This is a genomic window from Clostridium carboxidivorans P7 (genome assembly GCF_001038625.1).
Taxonomy (GTDB): domain Bacteria; phylum Bacillota; class Clostridia; order Clostridiales; family Clostridiaceae; genus Clostridium_AM; species Clostridium_AM carboxidivorans.
The window spans coordinates 1,734,481-1,760,078 of the sequence record NZ_CP011803.1 but is presented as its reverse complement, the minus strand read 5'-3'; the positions used below and the strand labels follow the sequence as shown (position 1 = coordinate 1,760,078).

Here is a 25,598-nt window from a genome sequence, read left to right as displayed (position 1 = left end):
TAGTAATTTTAGAATGATTTTACTAATAAAAACAGAATATTTAAGAACTCCAGTAAATACATACAGGAGTTCTTATTTGATGTGATAAATATTTGCATTAAATATCAAATAATTTTTAAAAAGAAAATATTAAAGAGGGGTAAGATTATGGCAGTAAAACAAATATTGCAATTTGGAGATAATATATTAAAAAGATCAAGTAGAAGAGTAGAAAAAGTAGATGAAGAATTATTAGGCCTTGTGGAAGATTTAAAAGATAGTTTATATAATGGTACAGGAATTGGACTAGCTGCTCCTCAAATAGGAGTATTAAAAAAAGTAATATTTATAGATCTTAGAGATAAAACAGAGCCTATATTACTTATAAATCCTAAAATTATTAAGAAAATTGGAAAAGAAGATAGTGTGGAGGGGTGCTTAAGTTACCCTGGTTATGAAGGAATAGTGGTAAGACCTAAAAAGGTTATAGTGGCAGGAAAATCATTAAAGTGGGAAGATGTAGAATATACAGCAGAAGGACTTTTGGCAAAAGCATTTTGTCATGAAATAGATCATCTCAGCGGAATTTTATATACTGATAAAGCAAAAAAAATATATAGAATTCAAGAGGAAGAGTAAGAAAAAACTGTTGAATCTTTTAGTGTATTAACATTAAAAAATTCAACAGTTTTTTAAATATATTTAATGGATATTCCTTTACTACTAAATATATTACCAAATAACGGAAGCTTGATTTTGTGGTAAATAAGAATATTATCCTCTAATATTAACCCCTTTTCTATAAAAACTTTTACGCTATCATATTCATGAACAATGTAGTTACTATTTCCTTTAAAGTCCTTTAAAAATTCAACAGTAATACTTTTAACGTCCATATCACAGCATCCACCAGAAGCAGAAACAGTTTTTACAACGAAACATCCTTTATTTTCTTTAGCATATTTAAGAGCCTTTTCATCAATATTTAGCATAAAATCATCTCCTATTTTAAAAATATTCCACTAATAAATTAAAGGTTTTTAACATTTATATATAAAATAAGATGCAAATTATATATTTGTAAAATAAAACACCATTTATGTATTTAAGTTCCATGTTAATTTATACCTATACAGTGTGTTATATAATTTTAATATATAACAAGTTTATTGTCAACATCAATGGCTATAAATCTTGACAATTAAGGAGAATTTACATATTAAGCAGAATTAAACTATTTACATGTGCAAATATATACTGTATACTTGTGTATATACAATAGTTAACTTGGAGGTGTAAAGTAAAAATGAAAAATATAAAGAAACTTACTTATGCAGGTCTTTTGACTGCACTTGCCATTGTAATTCCATTAACTTTTGGATTTTTAAAAATTCAAGCAGGACCTTTTAGTGCTACATTAGCAGCACATGTACCATTATTTATAGCTATGCTTTTAGGACCTTTTGCGGCAGTTATGGTGGGAGCTGGATCTGCCTTAGGATTTTTGGTATCGGCACCGGCAGTTGTGGCTGCAAGAGCTTTTATGCATACTTTTGTTGGATTAGCAGGTGCTTTGCTTATAAGAAAGGGAGTATCCTTCAGTAAAGTGGTTATTATAACAGCACCTATACATGCAATTTTAGAAGCAATAGCTGTAATACCATTCGGATTTACTATGTACAAGGTACTTGTAGTAGTAGGGGTAGGATCATTCTTGCACCATATGGTGGATGGAATTATTGCATTTGCTTTAGTTAAAGCTTTAGCGAAAAACTTAAGATTAGATTTGAGAAAATCAACAATTTAAGTGTAATTATAAAGATCCAATGTAAAATAAATGAAAATTATTTTACATTGGATCTTTTACTTTTAAGGAAAATTTATATGATTATTATAAATTTCATGAATTATTCAATTCCTTTTTTACTACACCACAAGTCATTTCCAGGCCTTGATGCAGCAAATTTTTCCATAACCTTTATCCATGAAATAAGGCAGTCTTCTCCAAGCTCATTAAAAATATTTTTAAGTACTCTGCTTTGAACATAAGAAAGTTTTTTCTCTAGTTCCTTACCTTCTTTTGTAAGAGTAAGTTGTCTTACACGAAGGTCTTGTTTTGAAGGTACACTGGTAATAAAGCCTTTTTCAATGAGCTTTCTTAATGGACTATTAAGTGCTTGTTTGCTTATTTCTAATAGTGTTAATAGTTCATTTATGCTTATTCCTGGAAAGCGTGCAACGAAATAAAGTATGCGATGGTGCATACGTTGAATTCCGTATTTAACCAACATATGATCTGGTTCTTCAGTAAATGTTTTGTACGCAAAGTAAAATAAGGCTTTTATATCATCTAGTTTCTTTTCAGTTTCTACAGTCATATATAATCTTCCTTTCAGTATTCCTACTAATTATTTTGCTTTAATTTTATCATTTACTTGGGTATATTTCCAGAGTGATTTATAAAATAAATTGGTCAACATTATTGACATATATTATTACAGTATGATATCATGATAATAGGTCAATTAAGTTGACGTATTAATGATAACGTTTTAATAAAAAACTTATTTAAGTTTAATACTAAATTCTATAATGGATATTCACAGGAGGTGGTATTATGAGTAGGATTAGAATTTTTACAGGACATTTTGGAAGTGGGAAAACAGAAATATCAATAAATTATGCATTGAGTTTAGCTAAACAGGGTAAAAAAGTTGCAATTGTAGATATTGATATTGTAAATCCTTATTTTTGCACAAGGGACTTAAGAAAATATCTCGAAGAAAATGGTATTAGAGTAATATCATCAGATCCTAGTCTTTCTAATGCAGAACTAGCAGTAGTTCCAGCTGAAGTTTTAGCTATATTTAATGATAAAAGCTATGAAGTAGTTATGGATATAGGTGGAGATGATCAAGGAGCTATTGTTCTTGGACAATATAATAAATACTTCAAAGAAGAACCTTATGATATGTACTTTGTAGTAAATAATAACAGAATTTTGACCTCTAACAGTAATGAAACAGAGGAATTTTTACATTCGGTTGAAAAGGTTTCCAGGTTAAAAGTAACTCACTTAATATCTAATACTAATATGTCTTATGAAACAAAGGTGGAAGACATATTAAGAGGAGATAAAGAAGTTACAAAATTAAGTGAAAAATTAAATATACCATATAAATATACAGTATGTAGAAAAGATTTAGTAGAAGAAGTAAAAAATAAAGTTAAAGGTGAAGTATTTTCAATAGATATATACATGAAACCACCCTGGAGGTAAGAACTATAATAATTAGTTATCAATAAAATTCATATAAATATAAATTCAATTACTTTATAAAAATAATATTTAAGAAAAGTTTTAAACTACCAAAATTTAAGGAGGGAACTTTCTTATGGCAAAGGTAACTTTTAGAGAAGAAAGATGCAAGGGTTGTGGACACTGTATAGAAGCATGTCCTAAAAAAATAATAAGCTTTGCAGATAGACTGAATGCAAAAGGATATCATCCAGCTACTGTTACAGAAGAAAAAATGAAGGAATGTGTTGCTTGCGCATCCTGTGGAAAAATATGTCCTGACTGCGTAATAACAGTTGAAAAGGAATAAGGAGGGATTCTTTGTGGGAGAAAAAGTATTAATAAAAGGTAATGAAGCCATTGGTGAAGCTGCCATAAGAGCAAATTGTCAAGCCTTCTTTGGTTATCCAATTACTCCTCAAACAGAAGTTGCAGCTTATATGTCAAGAAAAATGCCTAAAATAGGAAGAGTATTTATACAAGCTGAAAGTGAAGTTGCTGCAATAAATATGGTTTATGGAGCAGCAGGTACCGGAGTTAGGTCTATGACATCATCAAGTTCACCTGGAATAAGCTTAAAAGCAGAAGGCATATCATATATAGCAGGTGCAGAACTACCTTGCGTTATAGTAGATATAGTTAGAGGAGGTCCTGGACTTGGAAGTATCCAGCCAGCTCAGTCAGATTATTTTCAAGCAACAAAAGGCGGCGGACATGGAGATTATAGAATGCCAATATTTGCACCAGCATCAATACAGGAAATGGTTGACTTAATTCAAGATGCCTTTGATACAGCAGATATGTACAGAACACCTTGTATGGTAATGGGAGATGGAATGCTTGGTCAAATGATGGAACCAGTAGAATTCAAGGAAAGACCAGCAAAGAAGCTTCCAGAAAAAGACTGGGCTGCCAATGGATTGAATGGAAGAAAAGAGCATAATATAATAAATTCATTATTTTTGGAGCCAGAAACATTAGAAAAGCACAATGAAAAGCTTCAAGCTAAATATAAAACAATAGAAGAAAATGAAGTTAGATATGAAATGTTTAACTGTGAAGGAGAAACAGATTTAGTACTAGTTGCATATGGAACAACTTCAAGAATATGCAAAAATGTAATAAAGATGGCTGCAAAGGAAGGAATAAAAGTAGGATTAATAAGACCAATAACTTTATGGCCTTTCCCATTTGAAGCATTTGAAAAGACTGTAGGTAATACTAAACATGGATATCTATCAGTAGAAATGAGCTGTGGACAGATGGTTGAAGATGTAAGACTAGCATCTAATGGAAGAAAACCTGTAGATTTCTATGGAAGATCAGGAGGAATGGTTCCAGATCCTACAGACATTCTTGAGAAAGTAAAAACCATAGTAGGGGGTGCAAAATAATGGCAATAGTATATGAAAATCCAAAGGCATTATTAGATGTGCCTACACATTATTGTCCAGGATGTACACATGGTATAATTCACAAATTAGTTGCTGAAGTTATAGATGAACTTGGCATATTAGATAAAACAATAGGGGTAGCTCCAGTAGGATGTTCAGTTTTAGCATATAACTATTTTGCATGTGATATGTTTGAAGCTGCACATGGAAGGGCGCCAGCCTGTGCAACAGGAATAAAGAGAACAAATCCTGATAAAGTAGTATTTACATATCAGGGAGATGGAGATCTTGCAGCAATAGGAACAGCAGAAATTGTCCATGCAGCAACAAGAGGAGAAAATATAACAGGAATATTTGTAAACAACTGTATATATGGTATGACAGGCGGACAGATGGCACCAACAACACTGCCAGGACAAGTAACAGAAACAACACCATATGGAAGAGATCCTAAAATAGCAGGATATCCAATAAGAGTTTCAGAAATGATTTCAACATTAACAGGAGCATGTTATGTAGAAAGAGTATCTGTAGACTCAGTTCCAAATATAATAAAAGCAAAAAAAGCCATAAAAAAGGCATTCCAAAATCAGTTAGAAGGAAAAGGCTTCTCACTAATAGAAGTATTATCAATCTGTCCAACTAACTGGGGATTATCACCTTCAGAAGCAATGAAATGGTTAAAGGAAAATATGATTCCATATTATCCACTAGGAGTTAAGAAGGATAATACTGAGGAGGCGAAATAAAAATGGCATCACAACAAATAATCTTCGCTGGATTCGGCGGACAGGGTATATTATCAATGGGTAAATTCCTAGCATATGCAGGAATGGATGCTAATTTAAATGTTTCATGGTTACCATCATATGGACCAGAAATGAGAGGAGGAACAGCTAACTGTTCAGTAATACTAACAGATGAAGCAATAGGCTCACCAATAGTAACAAAAGCTGATACAATAGTTGTAATGAACAGACCTTCTCTAGAAAAATTTGAAGATATTATAGAGCCAAATGGCGTCATAATAATGGATTCGGATTTGGTAGATATAGTTCCAAAGAGAAAAGATGTAAAGGTAATATCAATACCAGCACAAACAATAGCAGAAGAAATAGGAAGTAAAAAAATAGCAAACATGATACTTTTAGGAGCACTAGTAAAGGAAACAGGAATAGTTTCCATAGAAGCTTTACTAGATTCACTAAAAGCACATGGAAAAGAAAAATTCTTCGAATCAAATAAAAATGCTATTCAAAAAGGAATAGATTTTGTAAAATAAATTGTAAAATAAAAAACTACTTAGTACGCGTACTAAGTAGTTTTTTATTTTACAATTTATTATTGTCATGCATTTAATTTAAAGCTTTTAGACATATTAAAGTATATAAAGATTTAGAAATTCAAACAAATACATTAAAGGAAGTCATTGGAATTCATAAGGGGTGCTGAATTTGAAGAAATCATTACTGATTATTATTTCAATTGTATTTATATTTTTTATAAGCATTTTTATAAATATAAGAATAAAAACTAATTTATCAAAAAAAGTTAAACAAAATACTAAAGTAATTGAAGAAGAATCACCTTATAAAAAATATGGATACAATATAAATAATGGTTTATCAAAATATAAAGGTAAATTAAAAAATTCAAATACACAGAAGATAAGAATATATTGTATAGGTGAATCCAGTATGAGAGGAGAATATTCCAGTGATGAGGTAAATAAGTCCTGGGTTGGTATAATGAAATCATCATTACAAAAACAATTTGGAAATGCTGGAGAAGGTTTTATTAGTATTTATGAAGGTGCTCTGTCTTCTGGTACCAAACCAAGATGGACATTAGGAAAAGAATGGAGTGTGCCAGGGGCCTCTAATACTTTTATGTCTAATGTAGGAGGTTTTGGTGGATGCTATGGAACATCTAATAAAAGTAGTTCACCTGCAATCTTAACTTTTACTGGAACAGATTTAGATTTACTATATTCTAAGAGAAAGGATGGAGGAACAGCTCTTATAACAATTGATGATAAAAGAGTAGATACCATAAATTGTTTAGGTGAAGAAACAAGTTTTTCATACAGAGCTTCTTATTATGGATTATCACAAGGCATTCATAAATTGATAATAACACCAAATACAACATCAAGTGTTTTTATAGAAGGTGCAATTGCTTCGTCAAGTAAAACAGGTATAGAGATAGATAAGATGGCAATTTCAAGTAAACAAGCAAATTATTTTACTACAGACTTAAGCAAAAAAATTTGGAATACTTCAAAAGAGCCAGATTTAGTGCTTTTATCTTTTGGTATTAATGATGCAGGAAATCATGTTCCTGTTGAAAAATATAAAGAAAGCATGATAGATATAGTAACCTACTGGCAGGGAAGGGGAAGTAATGTGTGTATAATAGCAAATCAAAAACCTACAGATTTATGGACAACAAACTGGTCTGCTTATATAACAGCATTATATGAAATAGCAGATGCTTATAATACAGGACTTATAGATATCTATAAAGCTTATTTCAAGGATTATGCTACTGCACAGAAAGCAGGATTATTTGGAATGGCAATTAATGATTATTCAGGAGCTAGTGGAACAAATACTGCACATTCAAGTGATAAAGGTTATAAATATATTGGAGATATTATTTATGATAATTTAAAGTAAACTTAGATAGAGGTGAAGATATGTTTGTACCAAAAAGAATTATATTTGAAAAAGATTCTCTAGAATATAGCATGGCTAAGAATATTCTCAATAGGTTTAAAAACAAGGATGGTATTGAAATTATAAAGTTAACTTCCAATAAAATAAAACAGCATATTCCAGGTGAGGACTTATTTTCTTACTATAGGGAAGGTAAGAAGACTTTAGTTGTTGGAGTTAAGAAAAGCTTAAAATTTCAATCCTGTAAACCTTCAGCTCATTATCAGCTCCCTTTAGTATCAGGATGCATGGGTCAATGCGAGTATTGTTATTTGAATACTAAATTAGGTGATAAACCCTTTGTAAAAATTCATGTAAACATAGATGATATATTAAATCAAGCACAAAAATATATAGATGAAAGATTACCTGATATAACCATATTTGAGGGAGCCGCTACATCTGATCCTGTATCTGTAGAACCTTATAGTTATTCTTTAGAAAAAGCAGTAGTATTTTTTGGAGAAAGAAAAAATGCTAGATTTAGATTTGTAACCAAATATAATGATATAGATTCACTACTTGATTTAAACCATAACGAACATACAGAAATAAGATTTAGCATTAATACATCTTCAGTTATAAATAAGTATGAACATTTTACAGCTTCTCGAGACAAAAGAATAGAAGCAAGCATAAAAGCTATAGAGGCTGGATATCCAGTTGGTTTTTTAATTGCGCCTGTATTTATTTATGATAATTGGAAAGAGGAATACCATGATTTATTGCTGCAATTAAGAAAAAAGCTTCCAAATGATTTGAAATTTCCAATAACCTTCGAGGTTATATCGCATAGATACACTACAACAGCTAAAAATATAATAGTTCAAGTATTTCCTGAAAATGAATTACCAATGAATGATGAAGAACGTAAATTTAAATATGGACAATTTGGATATGGAAAATATATATATCCAAAAGAAAGTTTAGATGAAATAAAGGAATTTTTTATGAAAGAAATAGAAGAATTATTTAACAACAAAGAAGTTAAGTATATTATATAATTACTTATTTTTGTTTTAAAATACAAGTCATTTATAATGTATTATAATGGGTAAACATGGTATAATAGTAAATAAGAGAATAAGCATGGTTGAAACGTCACCTCAAATTTATCCTCTTGCCAGTAGAAGCTGTTGAGAGAATTTAGCATCAAAGGGGGGTGACGTAAAGTGGATAGTGAAGTTATTATTGTAGCTATTGTTGCCATTGTGGCAATAGTTGGAATAGTAGCATTGGCTTCTTTTCATAAAGACAAGGTAACTCTTGGCATGAATAATGAAGTTGATGGTTTGCTAAAAAATGAAATAGCTATTACTGCAGAAGACAAAGATAAAATTAAAGATAAAGTTTCAAAAAAGTAAAAGGATGCTTCTCGCAAAAGCATCCTGTGATAAAGTAAATCATTTTAAACCATGAATTAATACAAAACTCTCAACAGCTTCTTATTGATAGTATACCATATTTTAATGAGAAATAAACTAAAAGTTCAAAAAAAGTGAAAATTGGGGTGATTTTAAAATGTATAGTAGCATTATAGCATTGATATGTGTAGCTATTGTGGGTCTTGCTGCAATATATTTCATTGCTGTACGTTGCCTTAGAAAACATTGATAAAATTAAATATTTTAGTTCAATATTTAAGATTAAATTGTTATTATGTCTGCAGTATGGAAATTTGTTAAAATATCCATATTGCTTTTTTATATAACAAATAGTTATCAAATCTTTAAAAGATCTTCTCTATTAAATATTCATTTTTCTGTAAATCATCTATATTTTTCCGTGATATATATAAATGCTTCAAAAATTTATAATTTCAAATAAATTTTATATTAAAAACAATAAGTTACTAATATATTTAAAAATATGGAAGGAAATTAAGAAATTATAAAAAGGTGGTTAACTATGTTAAATAAAAATACCATTAAAGAAGTTTTAGATATATCACTTCCAGCAGTAGGTGAGAGCACTCTTTACACGTTTATGTCCATATTTGATACTATGATGATTGGCAAATATGGAGGAAGCACTGCTGTAAGTGCTGTTGGAATAAGCAATGAAATATTGAATACTTGTGTGAATATTTTTATAGTAGTAGGTATTTCTATAGGAATAACTTCTTTTGTTTCAAGGAGCATAGGTGCAAACGAGAAATCTTCAGCTCAGGAATATGCGTCCATAGGTTTTTTCTTAGGATTAATAGTTTCTATTTTTATATGTTACATATTATTTAAGTTTAGTAAAAATATATTATTTTTGGCTGGTGCAAAAGGAAAGGTATTGGATCTGAGCAATATCTTTACAAAGATAACTGTTATAGCTATATTTTTTAATATGATGACCAATGTTATAAATTCTATATTAAGGGGATATGGAAATACCTATACTCCATTTTTAATAGCAGCTTTTATTACTACAGTAAATCTACTGCTGGATGTAATATTGATATTTGGAATAATTGTTCCAGAGTTAGGTATCATGGGTTCAGCAATAGCTTCTATATGTTCTCAAGCTGCTGGTTTTATTGTTGTATTAATTTATTTTATTAAAGAATCCTATGTAAAAATAAAACTTAGATATATTTTTTGCTTAAAAGTATCAAAAATCAAAAATATTTTATTACTTTCTATACCATCTTCAATGGAGGATGCTGCATTTGGATTAAGTAGGTTACTTTGTACATTTATTATTATGCATTCAGGAAATATTGCCTTTGCATCTAATCAAATTGCCAATACTATCGAATCTCTTTCTTTTATGCCAGGTATGGGATTTGGAGTAGCTGCAACTACATTAGTAGGGATTAAAGTAGGAGAAAAAAATTATAAAAAAGCGAAGGAGTACACATATGTATGTGCAGTATGTGCAGTACTAATGATGGGATTTTTTTCAGCAGTATTTTTAGTGATGCCGGGAATATTGGTAAATTTATTTATAGATGAAGGGGAAAAGAAAATTATATATTTAGCATCTTTATGTCTTTTCATAGGAGCTTTTGAGCAGCCGTCTATAGCAATATCAACAGTGTTTTCTAGTGCATTAAAAGGTGCAGGTGATGCTAAAACACCTCTTATAGTTTCTCTAATGACTAGTTGGATTATAAGATTACCTTTAATATTTTATTTTATACATTTTTTAAAACTTTCCGTAATTTATGTATGGTGGGTTACAGTCATACAGTGGGGAGTTGATGCAATATTGATGCTTATATTATTTGAGAAAAAGTTAAATAGTAGAAATAAGTTATTTTTGTCAAAAACTCTTTAGATAATGACGTGAAAATATTTAAAATTTATATCATTATCCATATATTGAAGTATTATAGAAAACATGATAAACTTTGTAAATAATGTGTGTATAAATTATAAGAGGAGGTGAATCTTAGAGGATTTATAAAATTATTGTAAGTAAGTTCTCTATGCATAGCTTATGAATAATATTGAATTGGAAGACGACAGACAAGGAAGAGTTCCTTATGAATACATACAAAGCATATTTGCAAAGGAAGACCCATTTCAAATATCTGAGCAATCAGGAATTTATTATAATGAAGATGAGCACTATTTTAAAGTAAAGATTATGGGAAGAAACTATATTATAAAGCATCCTTATGGAACTGTATATGATATGAAAATACAGAAGGAAATAAAAGCATATACTATAAAAACTTTAGTTTTAAGATATCTTGTAAATTCAAAAAATGTGCCTGCTTTTAATCAGGACATAACTTATAAGGAAATACCAGGTGGATTAGTTTATTATAGAAATTTTTATAATAGGACTATATTGAAGTTGGCTAAGATTTTTGGTAATGATTTAAAATCAATGAAAGAAAATACTATATCAATAGGTGGTAAATTAATAAAAAAAGGAGATGCAGCTTGTAGATTTGAATTTATAAATAACGTATATATAACATTTATAGTATGGCAGGGGGATGATGAATTAGAAGCTTCGTCAAATATACTTTTTGATAGAAACATACAATATTATTTTAATGCTGAGGATTTAGCTGTAGTAGGAGATGTGGCTATAGAATTGTTAAAAAACAAGGGAGAAATACCTAACTGGATAGGGCTTTATCAAAAGAAAACTAAAGATGGGTATGAAATAAATTAAGCTGTAATAAAAAATGTTATACAGTATTTCATAAAATCGCCGAAATATATGGTATAAGGTTCCTATATAACCAAACCAACCATCAAATTGAATTTAAATGATGCTCAGGGTAAATATGGTTTATGGTGAGATACTAAAAGTAAAAAAGATATCTAACAATATATTTTACAATTGGCGTTTTTCACAATGTTTTATTTGTATGTGGACAAGTTAAAAGTGATAACGTTTAAAGAATTTTAGATATGGGGGAATAGATTATGAGCAAAAAAGAATCACTGTATAACATTGAAAGTATAGAAAAAATTGAAAGCTATTTTGGAATAAAGTTCCCAAATGCATATAAAGAAATAATGATTAAAAGTGAGCAAATGTATCCAGAAATTGTAGATTATAAAGTGAATATTCCTGGTTATGGCTTAATTACTTTTAATTTTCAGAGGATGATAGAAGAAGAATTTATAAATTTTAATAAATTATTTAATGATAGAATACTAGATAAAAAAAGAATTATTCCATTTGCATCAACTTTAAATGGAGATGTATTATTATTTGATTATCTAGGAAGTACAAATGAACCAGTTATATTATATATGGAACATGAAGAAGCTTTATGCATTGAGGATATTACACCATCACAATTAAAAGAAAGATCTTTAGAAGAGTGGATGGAGGAGAATTTTAGTTTTGTATCAAGTTCTTTTGAAAAATTTGATAATATGGTTTGCCATAGTAGAGAAAAGTTATGCAAAAAATAATTAATGAAAAATAATTAATGCATAGAATGGATGCTTTTTCTAGAGCATATTCTATGCTTTTTTATTTTTTTGACGTTATAATATAAGTGTATCAGCTTACATAATTTTATGTTGCTGTAGTAAAAGTTTGAGAAAACAAAAACGTAATTTAAAAGGTATTTGCAAAGTTAATTAATAGAAAAGTGAGGGAAAGTTTTAATGAAGATAATTCACACAGGTGACTGGCATATAGGTAAAATGGTACACCAGGTACAAATGATTGAGGATCAAGAATACATTTTAAAGGAATTTATAAAATTGATAGAAGAAGAAAAACCTGATGTTATAGTTATTGCAGGAGATTTATATGATAGATCAGTTCCTCCAGTTTCTGCAGTAGATCTTTTGGATAGAGTTTTTACAAAAATACTTGTAGATTTAAATGTTCCTATAATTGCTATTGCAGGTAATCACGACAGTGGAGATAGAGTTGGTTTTGCCAGTCAAATTTTGAAAGATAAAGGTTTATATATTTGTGGAAGGTTAAGAAAAAGTTTTAATCCAATAGTAATAAAAGATGAATATGGAGAAGTTAATTTTTATCCAGTTCCTTATGCAGATCCAGCAGAAGTAAGACATGTAATGGAGAATGAAGATATACACAATCATAATGAAGCTATGAAAAGTATAATAGGTTCTATAAAAGAAACTATGAATGCAAACAAAAGAAATGTACTCATAGCCCATGGATTTGTAATAGGTGCAGGTGAAAGAGATACTTGTGAATCTGAAAGACCTCTTTCTATAGGTGGGACAGAATTTATAGATATAGAAAATTTTAATTCTTTTAATTATACTGCATTAGGGCATTTACATGGAGCCCAAAAGGTAGGAGGCGATAAAGTTAGATATTCTGGTTCATTACTTAAATATTCTTTTTCGGAATTTAAACAAAAAAAATCTATTACTATAGTTAATTTAGATAAAAATGGAGAAGTAAATATAGAACTTAAGAGTCTTATTCCTCATAAGGATATGAGAGTTATAAAAGGAAAAATGGAAGATTTATTAAATCCTGAGGTTTACAAGGATACAAATATCAATGATTATATTTATGTAGATTTAACGGATGAGTGCGAAATTATAGAGCCTATGAGCAAACTTAGAACAGTTTATCCTAATGTGCTTAAGCTTACAAGAAATTCTTTTAATAGAAAAGTGGAAAATGGAAGAAATTCAATACAAGAAGACTATAATAATAAAACAATGTTAGAACTTTTTCATGAATTTTATACAAATATAACAGGAAGAGAATTTACTGAAGAAAAAAAGGAAGTTTTAATAAAAGTATTAAAAAGTGTAGAAAAGAAAGGAGTGAAGTAATAATATGAGACCTTTAAAATTGACTATGACAGCTTTTGGACCATATGCCAAGAAGGAAGAAATAGATTTTACTAAGTTAGATGGAAGAAACATATTTTTAATAACAGGTCCAACAGGAGCAGGTAAAACTACAATTTTTGATGGCTTAAGTTATGCTATATATGGAGAAGCCAGTGGGGAGGATAGAGATTCAGAAAGCTTGAGAAGTCAATTTGCAGATATTGATACTTTAACTTCTGTAGAACTAGAATTTCATCTTAGAGGTGTTGAATATTACATAAAAAGAATACCAAAGCAAGAAAAAAGAAAAGCTAGAGGACAAGGAGTAACTGAGCAAAAAACAGATGCTGAGATGAAGGTATTTGAAAAAAACGGTGATGTTAAGGTAATTTCAGGAGTAAGTAACGTAAATGAAAAAATAAATGAAATTATGGGTATAAATTATGAACAATTCAAACAAATTATGATGATACCTCAAGGAGAATTTAGAAAACTTCTAACTTCAGAAAGTAAAGATAGAGAAAAAATACTTCAAAAAATTTTTGGCACAGAAGCTTACAAATTAGTGGAAATAAAACTTAATGAAATGGCTGGGAAAATTAAGAGAAATGTTAATGAGCTGGAGCATAAGCAAAATGAAATCATAGGTACTGTGCAGTGTAATGATAATGCAGCATTAGTTGAATTAGTAGAAAGCGAGAATAAAAATGTATCTTCTATTATAGAGGAATTAAAGGTGTATATTGAAAGGGATAATGAAAGAAAAAATGTTATTGAAAAGTCTATAACTAAAAAGGAAAAGCTTTTAGAAGAAAAACAGAAAGAAATTTTAGAAGCCATAGAAAATAACAAAAAGTTTAAAGAAAAAGATGGCATAGAAATTCAGAAAAGGTCTTTAGAAGATAAAGAAAGTACCATAGAAGAAAAGAAAACTATACTTTTAAAGGCTAGAAAAGCTGGTGAAATAGTTGGTATAGAAGAAAATTGCATTGAAAAGGAAAAAAGATTAGAGTCAAAAAAACTAGAACTTTTAGAAAAGCAAGAGGGTATAAAGTTAGATGTAGAAAATTTAAAGAAGGCAGAAGAATGTTTTAAATTTGAAAGTTCTAGGGAAGAGGAAAGAAAAAAACTCTTAGAAGATACGACTATATTAAAAGGGTATATAAGTAAAGTTAAGGATTTTGAAAAGAAAGCAGAAAGTTTGAAGATTTTAGATAAGAACTTAAAGTTAATAGAACAAGATAAACTTTTGAAAAGACAGGAAATAGAAAAGTTAAAGAAGGATATAGATAATCATAACAATGAATTAGAATTAGCTAGAAAGTCCTCAGAAGAGTTTATAAAATTAAATGCACAGCTTGAAAAAGTTAATGAAATATATAGTAAAATTCATACTTTGGATTCAGAAAATAAAAAACTTGTAAAAATTAGAGGCGATTATTTAAAATATAGAAATAAGGCTGCAGAGGATAAAAAAATATTAGAAGAAGCAGAACTTAATTTTAAAGAATTAGAACGACTTTTTAGAGAAGGTCAAGCAGGTCTTTTAGCAAAAAATTTAGAGGAGGGAATGCTGTGTCCTGTTTGTGGAGCAATTCACCATCCTAAATTAGCACTACTTGAGAAAGGTGTACCTACAGAAGCTGAGCTAAAGATAAAGAAAGATTATTTGGAGGAAGCATTAAAAAAGTTTCAAAGTAGTAATGAAAGTTTTATAGAATTGGATGTTAAAGGTAGATCTCAAAACAGTATTGTAAATAGATTGAAAGAGGAACTTCAATCATTAATAGAGGACGATATAGTCACACTTGCAAAAGATGAATTAACTAACTTTATAAAGGAGAAACTTTTATACTTTGAAGAAAATAGAAAAAGTTTAAGCATAGAAGCACAAAGGTTGGAGAAAGAAAAAAATAATCGTGATAATTTGCTGAAACTTTTAAATGAAAAAAAAGATTTACAATTGAAATTAGAAAAAGATTTCGAGGAATTAAATAATAAATATCAATTGAGTTTAAGTGTAGTTGAGAGAGAGAAAGGTACATTAAAGCAAATAGAGCAAGAAATACCTGAAAAGTTTCGTGGAGAAAAAAATTTAATAAATGCTATAACAGAAATGGAATATAAACAGACTACTATGGAGAAAGCATTAAAAGAGTCACAGGAAAGATTTAATAATTTAAAACTTAAGTATGAAAAACTTGTTATAGAAAAAGAAGGAATAATAAAAGCTTTAAAAGAAGAAGAAATTTCTCTAAGGGATTCAGAAAACAAATTAAATGAAGCAATAACTAAAAGAGGATTTAAAGATTTACAGGATTATAAGGAATCAAAACTTACGGAAAGGAAACAAGAGGAATTAAATAAGTATATAAATGATTTTAATGAGGAATTAAAATCTATAAAAGATAGATATATAAAAATACTGAAGGATATAGAAGGGAAAAGTTTAGTTAATGTAAATACTCTTGAAAATGATTATGAAATTATAAAGAAAGAAAGAGAATTGCTGGATAATCAAAAGGTAGCACTTCATGCAAAGATAGAAATAAATAGTAATGCGTTTTTACGTATAAGAGAATTAAATAAAGAAATTAAAGATAAAGAAAAAGAGTACAGCATAGTTGGAGATTTGTCAGAGGCTGCAAAAGGTAATAATAGTGAAAGGATGACTTTTGAAAGATATGTACTGGCTTTCTTTTTTGATAATATTATAGAAGCGGCCAATATAAGATTTGCTAAAATGAGTGAAAACAGGTATGAACTAGATAGAATTAAACAAAAAGGTAAAGGATTAACTCAAAGTGGACTTGAGCTTCAAGTATATGATAATTATACAGGAAAGTATAGACATGTAAAAACACTTTCAGGTGGAGAAGGGTTTAAGGCATCATTATCATTGGCATTAGGTTTATCAGATGTAGTTCAATGTTATTCTGGAGGTATAAGTTTAGATACAATGTTTATTGATGAAGGCTTTGGTACTTTAGATCCTGAATCTTTAGAAAACGCTATACAGTGTCTTGTGGATCTACAAAATACAGGAAGACTTGTAGGCATAATATCTCATGTTCCTGAACTTAAAGAAAGAATTGATGCAAGACTTGAAATAATACCTAGTGCAGAAGGAAGTACTGCTAAATTTAATATATTATAGCTTTGAAATCTAAAATTCTAATGAGTTTTAAGTAAGTTTAAAATGACATTTTAATTATTACCTAAGTCTTATTTAAAGCTCATAAATTATGCTAGGTATAGATACATATTAAATATTATGTTAACTAAAAATAAAAGTAAACTTAAAAAATATTAAATATTCATAAATAATATGAATAATACTCTTTTTCTTCCAAACAATAATATAGAAAATAAAAATTAGTTTGGAGGATTAATATATGGAGAAAAAAGTTATGAAGACCATGGATGGAAATGCTGCAGCTGCATATGCTTCTTATGCTTTTACAGAAGTAGCAGCTATATTTCCAATTACTCCATCAACACCTATGGCAGAGGGCGTTGATGAATGGGCAGCACATGGAAAGAAAAATTTATTTAATCAAACGGTTAAGGTTTCAGAAATGCAGTCTGAAGCAGGTGCAGCAGGTGCAGTGCATGGATCTCTTTCTGCAGGTGCATTGACAACTACCTATACTGCATCACAAGGATTATTATTAATGATTCCTAATATGTATAAAATAGCAGGAGAGCACTTACCAGGAGTTTTTCATGTAACAGCACGTGCAATTGCTGCACATGCTTTATCAATTTTTGGAGATCATCAGGATGTAATGGCTTGTCGTCAAACAGGTTTTGCACTTTTAGCTTCTTCCAGTGTTCAAGAAGTAATGGATCTAGGATGTATTGCTCATCTTTCTGCAATTAAATCCAGAGTACCATTTTTACACTTTTTTGACGGTTTTAGAACTTCTCATGAATATCAAAAAATAGAAGTTATAGACTATAAAGACTTAGATAAAATAGTAGATTATAATGCTGTTAAGGAATTTAGAGATAAAGCCTTAAATCCTGAACATCCTGTAGTACGTGGAACAGCACAAAATCCAGATATTTATTTCCAAGGTAGAGAAGCTTCAAACAAATTTTATGAAGCAGTACCAGATATAACAGAAAGTTATATGAGAGAGATAGAAAAAATTACAGGAAGAGTATACCATCCTTTTGATTACTATGGATCACCAGATGCTGAATATGTGATAGTTGCCATGGGATCTGTATGTGATACTATAGATGAAACTGTAGATTACCTAATGAATAAAGGAGAAAAAGTAGGATGCGTAAAAGTTCATTTGTATAGACCATTTTCAAAAAAATATTTCTTTAATGTTCTTCCAACTACAACAAAGAAAATAGCTGTATTAGATAGAACTAAAGAGCCAGGAGCATTGGCAGAACCATTATATTTAGATGTAGTTCATCTATTTTACAAAAATGATAATAAACCTTTAATCGTAGGAGGAAGATATGGATTAGGTTCTAAAGATACTACACCATCTCAAATATTAGCTGTATTTAATAATTTAAAAAGTTCTTCTCCTAAGGATAACTTTACAATTGGAATCACAGATGATGTAACTAATACTTCACTGGCTAATGGAGAGTCTATAGAAACTACACCTGAAGGAACTGTAAGTTGTAAATTTTGGGGACTAGGTTCTGATGGTACTGTAGGAGCTAATAAGAGTGCTATTAAAATAATAGGAGATAATACTCAGCTTTATGCTCAAGCTTATTTTTCTTATGATAGTAAAAAATCAGGTGGAACTACTGTTTCTCACTTAAGATTTGGTAAAAAGCCTATAAAATCTCCTTATTTAGTTTATAGTGCAGATTATATAGCATGCCATAATAAATCTTTTATATATCAACAGGATGTATTACAAGGATTAAAAAAAGGGGGAAGTTTTGTACTTAATTGTCCATGGGATGCTAATGATCTAGAAGAAAAACTTCCAGGAACAATGAAAAAATATATAGCTGAAAACAATATTAATTTTTACACTATAGATGCAGTGTCAATTGCAAGAAATATAGGTTTAGGTGGAAGAATTAATATGATTATGCAATCTGCATTCTTTAAATTATCAAATATAATTTCAATAGAAAATGCAGTAAGCTATTTAAAAGATTCCATAGAAAAAATTTATGGAAAAAAAGGCGAAAAAATTGTAGAAATGAATAAAGCTGCAGTAGACAAGGGAATAGAATCTCTTATAAAAGTAAATGTTCCGGATTCATGGAAAAATGCAAGTGAAGATAAAGAAGAGCCTCAGGTGGATAACAAGTTTGTTAAGAATATTCAAATACCAATGTCAAAACATCAAGGAGATAATCTTCCAGTAAGTGCATTTTCAGGAATGGAAGATGGTTCATTCCCATTAGGTACTACTGCTTATGAAAAAAGAGGCATTGCAGTTATGATACCTCAGTGGCAAATAGATAAATGTATTCAATGCAACCAATGTTCATATATTTGTCCTCATGCTACTGTAAGACCATTCTTATTGAATGAAGAAGAAGTAAAAAATGCACCAGATACTTTTGAAACAAAAAAAGCTGCTGGTAAAGGTTTAGAAACATTTGAATATCGTATTCAAGTAGATCCATTGGATTGTACTGGATGTGGAAATTGTGCAGATATATGTCCAGCACCAGGAAAAGCGCTTATTATGGAGCAAGCAGAACATGAAATTGAAAAACAAGCAGAAAATTGGGAATATACAAATAAGATTACTTATAAAGATACTGTCATGGATAAGGGGACAGTAAAAGGAAGCCAATTTGTAAAACCACTTTTGGAGTTTAATGGTGCATGTCCAGGATGTGGAGAAACTCCTTATGTAAGACTTATTACTCAATTGTTTGGAGAAAGAATGATGATTGCAAATGCTACAGGATGTTCTTCTATTTGGGGAGCAAGTGCTCCATCAGTACCTTATACTGTAAATGCAGATGGAAAAGGTCCTGCTTGGGGGAATTCACTTTTTGAAGATAATGCAGAGTATGGATATGGAATGTATTTAGGAGTTAAACAAATAAGGGAGAAACTTAAAGATTTAATGGAACAATATATAGCTTCTCCAGGAACTGATAAAATAAAGGATGTATTTAAAGAGTGGATTGGAGCCATGTATGATGGTGAAGCATCAAGAACAGCTTCAGAAAAGATACTTGAGATTTTAAATGATCATAATTATAGTGGAAATGAAATAATAAAAGAAATACTAGATAAAAAAGATTTTCTAATTAAAAAGTCTCAATGGATAATAGGTGGAGACGGATGGGCATATGATATTGGATATGGAGGATTGGATCATGTTCTCGCATCTGGTGATGATGTAAATTTATTTGTAATGGATACAGAAGTATATTCTAATACAGGAGGGCAATCTTCAAAAGCAACTCCAACTGCTGCTGTTGCTAAATTTGCAGCTTCAGGTAAAAAAATAAGGAAGAAAGACTTGGGAATGATGGCTATGAGTTATGGATATGTATATGTGGCACAAATATCCATGGGAGCTAATATGAATCAAACTATAAAAACACTTATTGAGGCTGAAAAGTATAAAGGACCATCACTTATAATAGCTTATGCGCCATGTATTAATCACGGTATAAGATCTGGTATGGCAACTAGTGTCATGGAAGGAAAAAAAGCTGTGGAATCAGGATATTGGCATATGTATAGATTTAATCCAGAATTAAGAGCTGAAGGCAAAAATCCATTTATAATGGATTCAAAGGAACCAACAAAATCTTTCAAGTATTTTATAAATGGAGAAATAAGATATACATCTCTTATGAATGTATTTCCTGATATTGCAGAAGATATGTTTACTGAAGCAGAAAAGCATGCAAAGGAAAGATATGAAACCTATAAAAGATTAGCAGAACAAAAATTTTAATATATTATAAATAGAAAGGGAGTCTTCTTTTTAATTTAAGAGACTCCCTTTTTAAGTAAAGCTATCTATTTTTGATTTGAATCAACCCATTCTTTTGCGTTTCTAGTTTCATATTCATTTGGAATAGAAACATTACTAACAGGCCTAGTTTCAGTAATGTTTGCCCAAGCTGCAGTATCATGCTTTTCAATGGGAGTTTTAAAAGAACTATTTTTTATTGTTTCATTATTCATTATTATCACCCTTTCAACATTATTATTTTCAAATTTATAAAAATTATTAGTTCGAAAATTTGTATCAATATTGATATATCAAAAAATAGCATAGTGTTTTTAAAACTAATTAAAATGCTTTTAATATGTACTAGCCTCCTAAAGTAACATCTTGAGTACTATACCAATTTAACGCATCCATTAGTTGAGATTTTTTAAAATCAGGCCAATAATCATCAATAATATAAAAATCTGAATATACAGATTGCACAGGAAGAAAACCGCTAAGCCTCCTTCTGCCGCCCCATCTTATTATTAAATCTACTCTGTTTATATCTGATGATTTTAAATAATGTTTAGTATTATTGTCTAAATTGTGTACAGGTGATAAATCCCATTCCCAACCATAGTTTACTAAAAAGTTAATTTTCATAGTACCTTTACCAAAAAACTTCCTTTTTGTGAAAGGCAATAATTCACGTGGAAACATAGGAGAAGAAGAGTTTCCAACTACTAAAAGTGAAGCATCTTCCTTTGAAAGCATTCTAACAGCTTCTACACATGCTGTAGTAAAAGCTTTAGTCTGTACTTTAGGTCTTTTAGTATTATCTACAGTAAATCCATAATAAGTTAACTCCTTAATTCCAAGTTCTTTACAAATTTTGAATATTTCCATACCAGGTTGAAGTCCCCAAGCATAACCAGCTTCTTTTTCTAATCCATGATTAACAGCCCAACGTCTATTGCCATCAGGTATAATACCAATGTGATTTGGAAGTCTCATTCAAATTCCTCCTTCTAATACCAGATATTAATGTAATTATTAACATAAGTTAGAAGATTTATTCTAAAATAATATAACTATTTTAACTATGTTGTATACTTTCATAAATAGTTTTATAATTTAATAGTAATTTCCAAAGGAGGTGAGCTTTATGGAAGAAAGACTACAAAAATATATGGCAGCTTGTGGAATAGCTTCTAGACGAAAATGTGAAGAAATTATATTACAAGCTAGGGTTAAGGTTAATGGGAAAATTGTGAATGAATTAGGAGTTAAAATAGATGAAGAAAAGGACTTAGTAACATTAGATGGTAAATTAATAAAGAAAGAAAAGAACAAAGTATATATTGCACTTAATAAGCCAAAGGGATATGTTTCCACGGTGAAAGATGAAAGGGGAAGAAAAACCATTTTAGATTTAGTAGATGTTACAGAAAGAATATATCCTATAGGTAGATTGGATTATGATACATCAGGATTGATACTTCTTACTAATGATGGTGACATATATAACAAAATAATACATCCAAAACAAGAAAAAAATAAAATTTACATAGCATTAATTAAAGGAATTCCTACAGAAAATGATATAAAAAAATTTGAAATAGGAATAAATATAGATGGATATGTTACAGCACCAGCAAAATTTAAAATTATAAAAAAATTTAAAGATTATTGTGAAGTTGAAATAATTATACATGAAGGTAGGAATAGACAAATAAGAAAAATGTGTGATTTTATAAACCATCAGGTATTAGAGTTAAAAAGAATACAAATAGGTGATATAAAACTAGGAAATTTACCTTTGGGAAAATGGAGATATTTAAGTAATAAAGAAGTGAAAAATATAAAATAATTGCGTAAATTAAGATTGTATATATTTTTAAAATTTTATACAATCTTAATTTTAAGCCAAACTTAATATTAACATATTTAATATTATGTTAATTAAAAATAAAAGTAAACCAAAATGAGAAAAATATACTCATTCGATATTCAATTAGATAATATTAGAAATTATAAAAAAAATCTAAAGAAAATACTATACTAATAAATGATTCTCACGAAAATTTTAATGTACATATAAGTGAAGAAATTTATTACTTGGTTTACAATCTAGGATTTCTTCCAGGGGAAAAAAGAAGAAGCTGAGCTCATGAACTTTGTTAAGAATCTTCCAAAAAATAAATATGCAGTAATGCTTCATTCTTTTGTAAATAGGGATATAAATGCTCCCGTTTTAATTGTAATAGAAAAAAATAAACTTAGGAGGCAAAAAAATGAAAGATAAATTAGAATTAATAGCATCAAAAGAGTTTGTATACTATGAAGACATGTATAAAATTGTAGATTTTATGAACAAAAACCTAAGCGAATATAATATTGTTTTAGGTGTAAGCGAAAAAGAAAACAAGAGCGTTGTAAATATTTACAAAGAAAAATGATTAACAATTGAAAGATCTATTGAAAGTTTGTTCAATAGATGTTAAAATGAAATAAATATTGCAAAAGTATGAAGATGAGAAGAAGGGATTGATATGAAGATGAGAAGAAGGGATTGAATAGTTATGGAAGATAATAATAAGCAAGATTTAATGAGAACCATTCAAGTTAAGTTTCCAAGATTAAGTAAAGGACAGAAACTCATAGCTGAATACATTTTAAAACATTATGATAAGGCAGCATTTATGACTGCAGCCAAGTTAGGTATTAGTGTAGGAGTAAGTGAATCTACAGTAGTTAGATTTGCAAATGAACTTGGATTTTCAGGGTATCCAAAACTTCAAAAAGCTCTCCAAGAGTTAATAAAAAATAAACTTACTACAGTTCAAAGAATTGAACTTTCTAATGACTTTGTAAGTGAAGAAAGTGCTTTAAAGGGTGTATTAAAATCAGATATGGAAAATATAAGAGCAACTCTTGAAAAAATAAACCATAAGACCTTTGAAGATGTTGTAAATAATATATTTGAAGCTAAAAAAATCTATATAATAGGTCTTAGAAGTTCTACAGCACTTTCTGAATTTTTAGGATTCTACTTAAACCTTATTTTGGACAACGTAAAAGTAGTTAGCTACGGTATAAGTGATATTTTTGAGCAAATGATTAATGTTACAGATAAAGATTTGGTTATAGGAATAGGATTTCCAAGATATGCAGCAAGAACTATTGAAGCACTATCATTTGCACAAAGTAGAGGTGCAAAAGTTACTGCAATTACTGACAGTTTACTTTCACCATTAGCTGCTAGAGCTGACTATACATTAATTGCTCAAAGTAATATGGCATCTTTTGTAGATTCATTAGTTTCACCACTTAGTGTCATTAATGCACTGATAATTGCAGTAGGATTAAGAGAAAAAGAGAAAATCTCTAAAACATTCGCCGATTTAGAAGGAATTTGGCAAGAATACCAAGTGTATTCCTTTAAGGAAAATGATTTATAAAGAAGTAAAAGTTGTATCTCGAGCTTGATAATAAATTAAAAATTTCAAAAATCATAAATTTTTTTTTAAAATAAGAAGGAAAAATGAATTTTTTGTTGAATATTATATAGAGTAAAGGATATCATATAAATATATTTTAATTATCATGGGGAGGGTTTATAATGACAAAAGAAAATGTACAAAATTATATCAATGAGGTACTAGAAAAAGTAAAAAAGAGAAACAGTAATGAACCAGAATTCTTACAAACAGTAGAAGAAGTTTTAGCTTCTTTGGGACCAGTATTTGAAAAACACCCAGAGTATGTTGAGGAAAATCTTTTAGAGAGATTCTGTGAACCAGAAAGACAAATTGTATTTAGAGTTCCATGGGTTGATGATGCAGGAAAAGTTCAAGTTAATCGTGGATTTAGAGTACAGTTTAATGGATGCATAGGACCTTATAAGGGTGGTTTAAGATTTCATCCATCAGTATACATAGGAATAATCAAATTCTTAGGTTTTGAACAAATATTAAAGAATTCATTAACTGGACTTCCAATAGGTGGAGGTAAAGGTGGTTCTGACTTCGACCCAAGAGGAAAGTCAGATAATGAAGTTATGAGATTCTGCCAAAGCTTTATGACTGAACTTTACAGACATATAGGACCAGATGTTGATGTACCAGCAGGAGACATCGGTGTTGGTGGAAGAGAAATAGGATATCTTTATGGACAATATAGAAGAATACGTGGGGCATTTGAAAATGGAGTTCTTACAGGAAAAGGAATGTCTTATGGTGGAAGTTTAATAAGACCAGAAGCTACAGGATTTGGTGCAACTTATTATTGTTCAGAAATGCTTAAACATGAAGGAACAGACTTTAAAGGTAAAACAGTTGCAATATCAGGATTTGGTAATGTATCATGGGGAATATGTACAAAAGTTTCACAATTAGGTGGTAAAGTTGTAACACTTTCAGGTCCAGATGGATATATCTATGACCCAGATGGAGTAACAGGAGAAAAAATCGACTATATGCTTGAAATGCGTGCATCTGGAAGAGATAAAGTACAAGATTATGCTGATAAATTTGGAGTTAAATTCTTTAAGGGAGAAAAACCATGGGGAGTTAAAGTTGATATCGTAATGCCAGCTGCTACTCAAAATGATGTACAATTAGAACATGCTAAACAAATAGTTGCAAACGGAATTAAAATGGTTTGTGAAGTTGCTAATATGCCATGTACAAATGAAGCAGTTGAATACTTCCAGAAAAATGGCGTTATAGTAGGACCTTCTAAGGCTGCTAATGCTGGTGGAGTTGCTACTTCAGCTCTTGAAATGTCACAAAATAGTGAAAGATTATCATGGACAGCAGAAGAAGTTGATGCAAAACTTCATCAAATAATGGTTAATATATACAACAATTGTAAAGATGCAGCTGAAACTTATGGCTTTGGATATAACTTAGTTGCTGGAGCTAACGTTGCAGGATTTGTAAAAGTTGCTGATGCAATGCATGCACAAGGAAACTACTAATTTTAATCAAGTTTAGATTTAAGAGACGAATTCATTTGTTGGATTCGTCTTCTTTTATTTGATTATGAATAATCTAAATTAAATT

The 25,598-nt window shown here is 29.6% G+C and carries 24 protein-coding genes and 1 pseudogene; 21 read left to right on the top strand and 4 right to left on the bottom strand.

Annotated features, from left to right (window positions below; all coding sequences use genetic code 11):
• Positions 1–147: 147 nt before the first annotated feature.
• On the top strand, positions 148–618 hold the full coding sequence (gene def, locus Ccar_RS07610; protein WP_007061620.1) for a peptide deformylase: 471 nt from the start codon (positions 148–150) through the stop codon (positions 616–618).
• 53 nt (positions 619–671) lie between these two features.
• Here the strand turns inward: def and Ccar_RS07605 are convergent, their stop codons facing one another.
• Positions 672–971, bottom strand: coding sequence for a hypothetical protein (locus tag Ccar_RS07605; protein ID WP_007061621.1), 300 nt, complete (start codon positions 969–971; stop codon positions 672–674).
• A gap of 314 nt (positions 972–1,285) precedes the next feature.
• On the opposite strand from Ccar_RS07605, the gene Ccar_RS07600 reads away from it, so the two are divergent.
• Complete coding sequence (locus tag Ccar_RS07600; RefSeq protein ID WP_007061622.1) at positions 1,286–1,786, top strand: hypothetical protein; 501 nt, start codon at positions 1,286–1,288, stop codon at positions 1,784–1,786.
• Between the two features lie 100 nt (positions 1,787–1,886).
• Here Ccar_RS07600 and Ccar_RS07595 read toward each other — a convergent pair whose 3' ends face one another.
• A complete protein-coding gene (locus tag Ccar_RS07595; RefSeq protein WP_007061623.1) occupies positions 1,887–2,357 on the bottom strand; it encodes a MarR family winged helix-turn-helix transcriptional regulator in 471 nt (156 codons plus the stop codon).
• Between the two features lie 239 nt (positions 2,358–2,596).
• Between Ccar_RS07595 and Ccar_RS07590 the strand changes: the two genes are divergently transcribed.
• From Ccar_RS07590 to nifJ, 14 genes are all read left to right on the top strand, one after another.
• Complete coding sequence (locus Ccar_RS07590) at positions 2,597–3,259, top strand: nucleotide-binding protein (protein ID WP_007064716.1); 663 nt, start codon at positions 2,597–2,599, stop codon at positions 3,257–3,259.
• A 115-nt stretch (positions 3,260–3,374) separates the two neighbouring features.
• Positions 3,375–3,587, top strand: coding sequence for a 4Fe-4S dicluster domain-containing protein (locus Ccar_RS07585; protein ID WP_007064349.1), 213 nt, complete (start codon positions 3,375–3,377; stop codon positions 3,585–3,587).
• A gap of 13 nt (positions 3,588–3,600) precedes the next feature.
• On the top strand, positions 3,601–4,671 hold the full coding sequence (locus Ccar_RS07580; protein WP_048030012.1) for a 3-methyl-2-oxobutanoate dehydrogenase subunit VorB: 1,071 nt from the start codon (positions 3,601–3,603) through the stop codon (positions 4,669–4,671).
• Complete coding sequence (locus Ccar_RS07575; protein ID WP_048030010.1) at positions 4,671–5,420, top strand: thiamine pyrophosphate-dependent enzyme; 750 nt, start codon at positions 4,671–4,673, stop codon at positions 5,418–5,420. Before Ccar_RS07580 ends, Ccar_RS07575 begins: the two co-directional genes overlap by 1 nt.
• A gap of 2 nt (positions 5,421–5,422) precedes the next feature.
• Positions 5,423–5,953: a 2-oxoacid:acceptor oxidoreductase family protein gene (locus Ccar_RS07570; RefSeq protein WP_007064332.1), complete on the top strand. Its 531-nt coding sequence runs from the start codon at positions 5,423–5,425 to the stop codon at positions 5,951–5,953.
• A gap of 163 nt (positions 5,954–6,116) precedes the next feature.
• A complete protein-coding gene (locus tag Ccar_RS07565) occupies positions 6,117–7,349 on the top strand; it encodes an SGNH/GDSL hydrolase family protein (RefSeq protein ID WP_007061025.1) in 1,233 nt (410 codons plus the stop codon).
• Positions 7,350–7,369: 20 nt separating this feature from the next.
• Entirely contained in the window at positions 7,370–8,392 is a 1,023-nt protein-coding gene (gene splB, locus Ccar_RS07560; protein ID WP_007061026.1) for a spore photoproduct lyase, read from the top strand.
• Between the two features lie 168 nt (positions 8,393–8,560).
• Positions 8,561–8,752, top strand: coding sequence for a hypothetical protein (locus Ccar_RS07555; RefSeq protein ID WP_007065243.1), 192 nt, complete (start codon positions 8,561–8,563; stop codon positions 8,750–8,752).
• A gap of 544 nt (positions 8,753–9,296) precedes the next feature.
• On the top strand, positions 9,297–10,658 hold the full coding sequence (locus tag Ccar_RS07550) for an MATE family efflux transporter (RefSeq protein ID WP_048030006.1): 1,362 nt from the start codon (positions 9,297–9,299) through the stop codon (positions 10,656–10,658).
• 162 nt (positions 10,659–10,820) lie between these two features.
• Positions 10,821–11,510, top strand: a complete 690-nt coding sequence (locus Ccar_RS07545) for a DUF3786 domain-containing protein (RefSeq protein WP_007061030.1) — start codon at positions 10,821–10,823, stop codon at positions 11,508–11,510.
• 257 nt (positions 11,511–11,767) lie between these two features.
• The gene (locus Ccar_RS07540) at positions 11,768–12,265 is read left to right on the top strand and encodes an SMI1/KNR4 family protein (protein WP_007061031.1); all 498 of its coding nucleotides are present in this window, start codon (positions 11,768–11,770) and stop codon (positions 12,263–12,265) included.
• A gap of 198 nt (positions 12,266–12,463) precedes the next feature.
• A complete protein-coding gene (locus tag Ccar_RS07535) occupies positions 12,464–13,627 on the top strand; it encodes an exonuclease SbcCD subunit D (protein ID WP_007061032.1) in 1,164 nt (387 codons plus the stop codon).
• A gap of 4 nt (positions 13,628–13,631) precedes the next feature.
• A complete protein-coding gene (locus Ccar_RS07530; protein ID WP_007065241.1) occupies positions 13,632–16,784 on the top strand; it encodes an AAA family ATPase in 3,153 nt (1,050 codons plus the stop codon).
• Between the two features lie 238 nt (positions 16,785–17,022).
• Positions 17,023–20,550, top strand: a complete 3,528-nt coding sequence (gene nifJ, locus Ccar_RS07525) for a pyruvate:ferredoxin (flavodoxin) oxidoreductase (protein ID WP_007061035.1) — start codon at positions 17,023–17,025, stop codon at positions 20,548–20,550.
• Between the two features lie 65 nt (positions 20,551–20,615).
• On the opposite strand, the gene Ccar_RS26300 is transcribed toward nifJ, so the two are convergent.
• Positions 20,616–20,783, bottom strand: coding sequence for a CDIF630_02480 family spore surface protein (locus Ccar_RS26300; protein ID WP_007061036.1), 168 nt, complete (start codon positions 20,781–20,783; stop codon positions 20,616–20,618).
• 130 nt (positions 20,784–20,913) lie between these two features.
• Positions 20,914–21,546 carry an undecaprenyl diphosphate synthase family protein gene (locus tag Ccar_RS07520; protein WP_007061037.1) on the bottom strand — a complete coding sequence of 211 codons (633 nt, stop codon included), beginning with the start codon at positions 21,544–21,546 and terminating at the stop codon, positions 20,914–20,916.
• 151 nt (positions 21,547–21,697) lie between these two features.
• On the opposite strand from Ccar_RS07520, the gene Ccar_RS07515 reads away from it, so the two are divergent.
• The 5 genes and pseudogenes from Ccar_RS07515 (at position 21,698) to gdhA (ending at position 25,513) form a co-directional block, all read left to right on the top strand.
• Positions 21,698–22,402, top strand: a complete 705-nt coding sequence (locus tag Ccar_RS07515; RefSeq protein ID WP_007061038.1) for a pseudouridine synthase — start codon at positions 21,698–21,700, stop codon at positions 22,400–22,402.
• 188 nt (positions 22,403–22,590) lie between these two features.
• Positions 22,591–22,837 (top strand): annotated as a pseudogene (locus Ccar_RS27345) (MnmM family RNA methyltransferase).
• Entirely contained in the window at positions 22,827–22,991 is a 165-nt protein-coding gene (locus Ccar_RS26285; protein ID WP_007061039.1) for a DUF4264 family protein, read from the top strand. Before Ccar_RS27345 ends, Ccar_RS26285 begins: the two are co-directional and overlap by 11 nt.
• A 123-nt stretch (positions 22,992–23,114) precedes the next feature.
• Positions 23,115–23,993 (top strand): MurR/RpiR family transcriptional regulator, encoded by an 879-nt coding sequence (locus Ccar_RS07510; protein ID WP_007061040.1) that lies wholly within the window; start codon positions 23,115–23,117, stop codon positions 23,991–23,993.
• Positions 23,994–24,154: 161 nt separating this feature from the next.
• A complete protein-coding gene (gene gdhA / locus Ccar_RS07505; RefSeq protein WP_007061041.1) occupies positions 24,155–25,513 on the top strand; it encodes an NADP-specific glutamate dehydrogenase in 1,359 nt (452 codons plus the stop codon).
• Positions 25,514–25,598 lie beyond the last annotated feature (85 nt).

Coding starts and splice junctions, on each gene's coding strand:
- Ccar_RS07540 (WP_007061031.1), top strand. CDS start 11,768: ATGAGCAAAAAAGAATCACTGTATAACATTGAAAGTATAGAAAAAATT.
- nifJ (WP_007061035.1), top strand. CDS start 17,023: ATGGAGAAAAAAGTTATGAAGACCATGGATGGAAATGCTGCAGCTGCA.
- gdhA (WP_007061041.1), top strand. CDS start 24,155: ATGACAAAAGAAAATGTACAAAATTATATCAATGAGGTACTAGAAAAA.
- Ccar_RS07535 (WP_007061032.1), top strand. CDS start 12,464: ATGAAGATAATTCACACAGGTGACTGGCATATAGGTAAAATGGTACAC.
- Ccar_RS07520 (WP_007061037.1), bottom strand. CDS start 21,546: ATGAGACTTCCAAATCACATTGGTATTATACCTGATGGCAATAGACGT.
- Ccar_RS26300 (WP_007061036.1), bottom strand. CDS start 20,783: ATGAATAATGAAACAATAAAAAATAGTTCTTTTAAAACTCCCATTGAA.
- Ccar_RS07530 (WP_007065241.1), top strand. CDS start 13,632: ATGAGACCTTTAAAATTGACTATGACAGCTTTTGGACCATATGCCAAG.
- Ccar_RS07550 (WP_048030006.1), top strand. CDS start 9,297: ATGTTAAATAAAAATACCATTAAAGAAGTTTTAGATATATCACTTCCA.
- Ccar_RS07595 (WP_007061623.1), bottom strand. CDS start 2,357: ATGACTGTAGAAACTGAAAAGAAACTAGATGATATAAAAGCCTTATTT.
- Ccar_RS07600 (WP_007061622.1), top strand. CDS start 1,286: ATGAAAAATATAAAGAAACTTACTTATGCAGGTCTTTTGACTGCACTT.
- Ccar_RS26285 (WP_007061039.1), top strand. CDS start 22,827: ATGAAAGATAAATTAGAATTAATAGCATCAAAAGAGTTTGTATACTAT.
- Ccar_RS07590 (WP_007064716.1), top strand. CDS start 2,597: ATGAGTAGGATTAGAATTTTTACAGGACATTTTGGAAGTGGGAAAACA.
- def (WP_007061620.1), top strand. CDS start 148: ATGGCAGTAAAACAAATATTGCAATTTGGAGATAATATATTAAAAAGA.
- splB (WP_007061026.1), top strand. CDS start 7,370: ATGTTTGTACCAAAAAGAATTATATTTGAAAAAGATTCTCTAGAATAT.
- Ccar_RS07575 (WP_048030010.1), top strand. CDS start 4,671: ATGGCAATAGTATATGAAAATCCAAAGGCATTATTAGATGTGCCTACA.
- Ccar_RS07570 (WP_007064332.1), top strand. CDS start 5,423: ATGGCATCACAACAAATAATCTTCGCTGGATTCGGCGGACAGGGTATA.
- Ccar_RS07545 (WP_007061030.1), top strand. CDS start 10,821: ATGAATAATATTGAATTGGAAGACGACAGACAAGGAAGAGTTCCTTAT.
- Ccar_RS07515 (WP_007061038.1), top strand. CDS start 21,698: ATGGAAGAAAGACTACAAAAATATATGGCAGCTTGTGGAATAGCTTCT.
- Ccar_RS07585 (WP_007064349.1), top strand. CDS start 3,375: ATGGCAAAGGTAACTTTTAGAGAAGAAAGATGCAAGGGTTGTGGACAC.
- Ccar_RS07605 (WP_007061621.1), bottom strand. CDS start 971: ATGCTAAATATTGATGAAAAGGCTCTTAAATATGCTAAAGAAAATAAA.
- Ccar_RS07510 (WP_007061040.1), top strand. CDS start 23,115: ATGGAAGATAATAATAAGCAAGATTTAATGAGAACCATTCAAGTTAAG.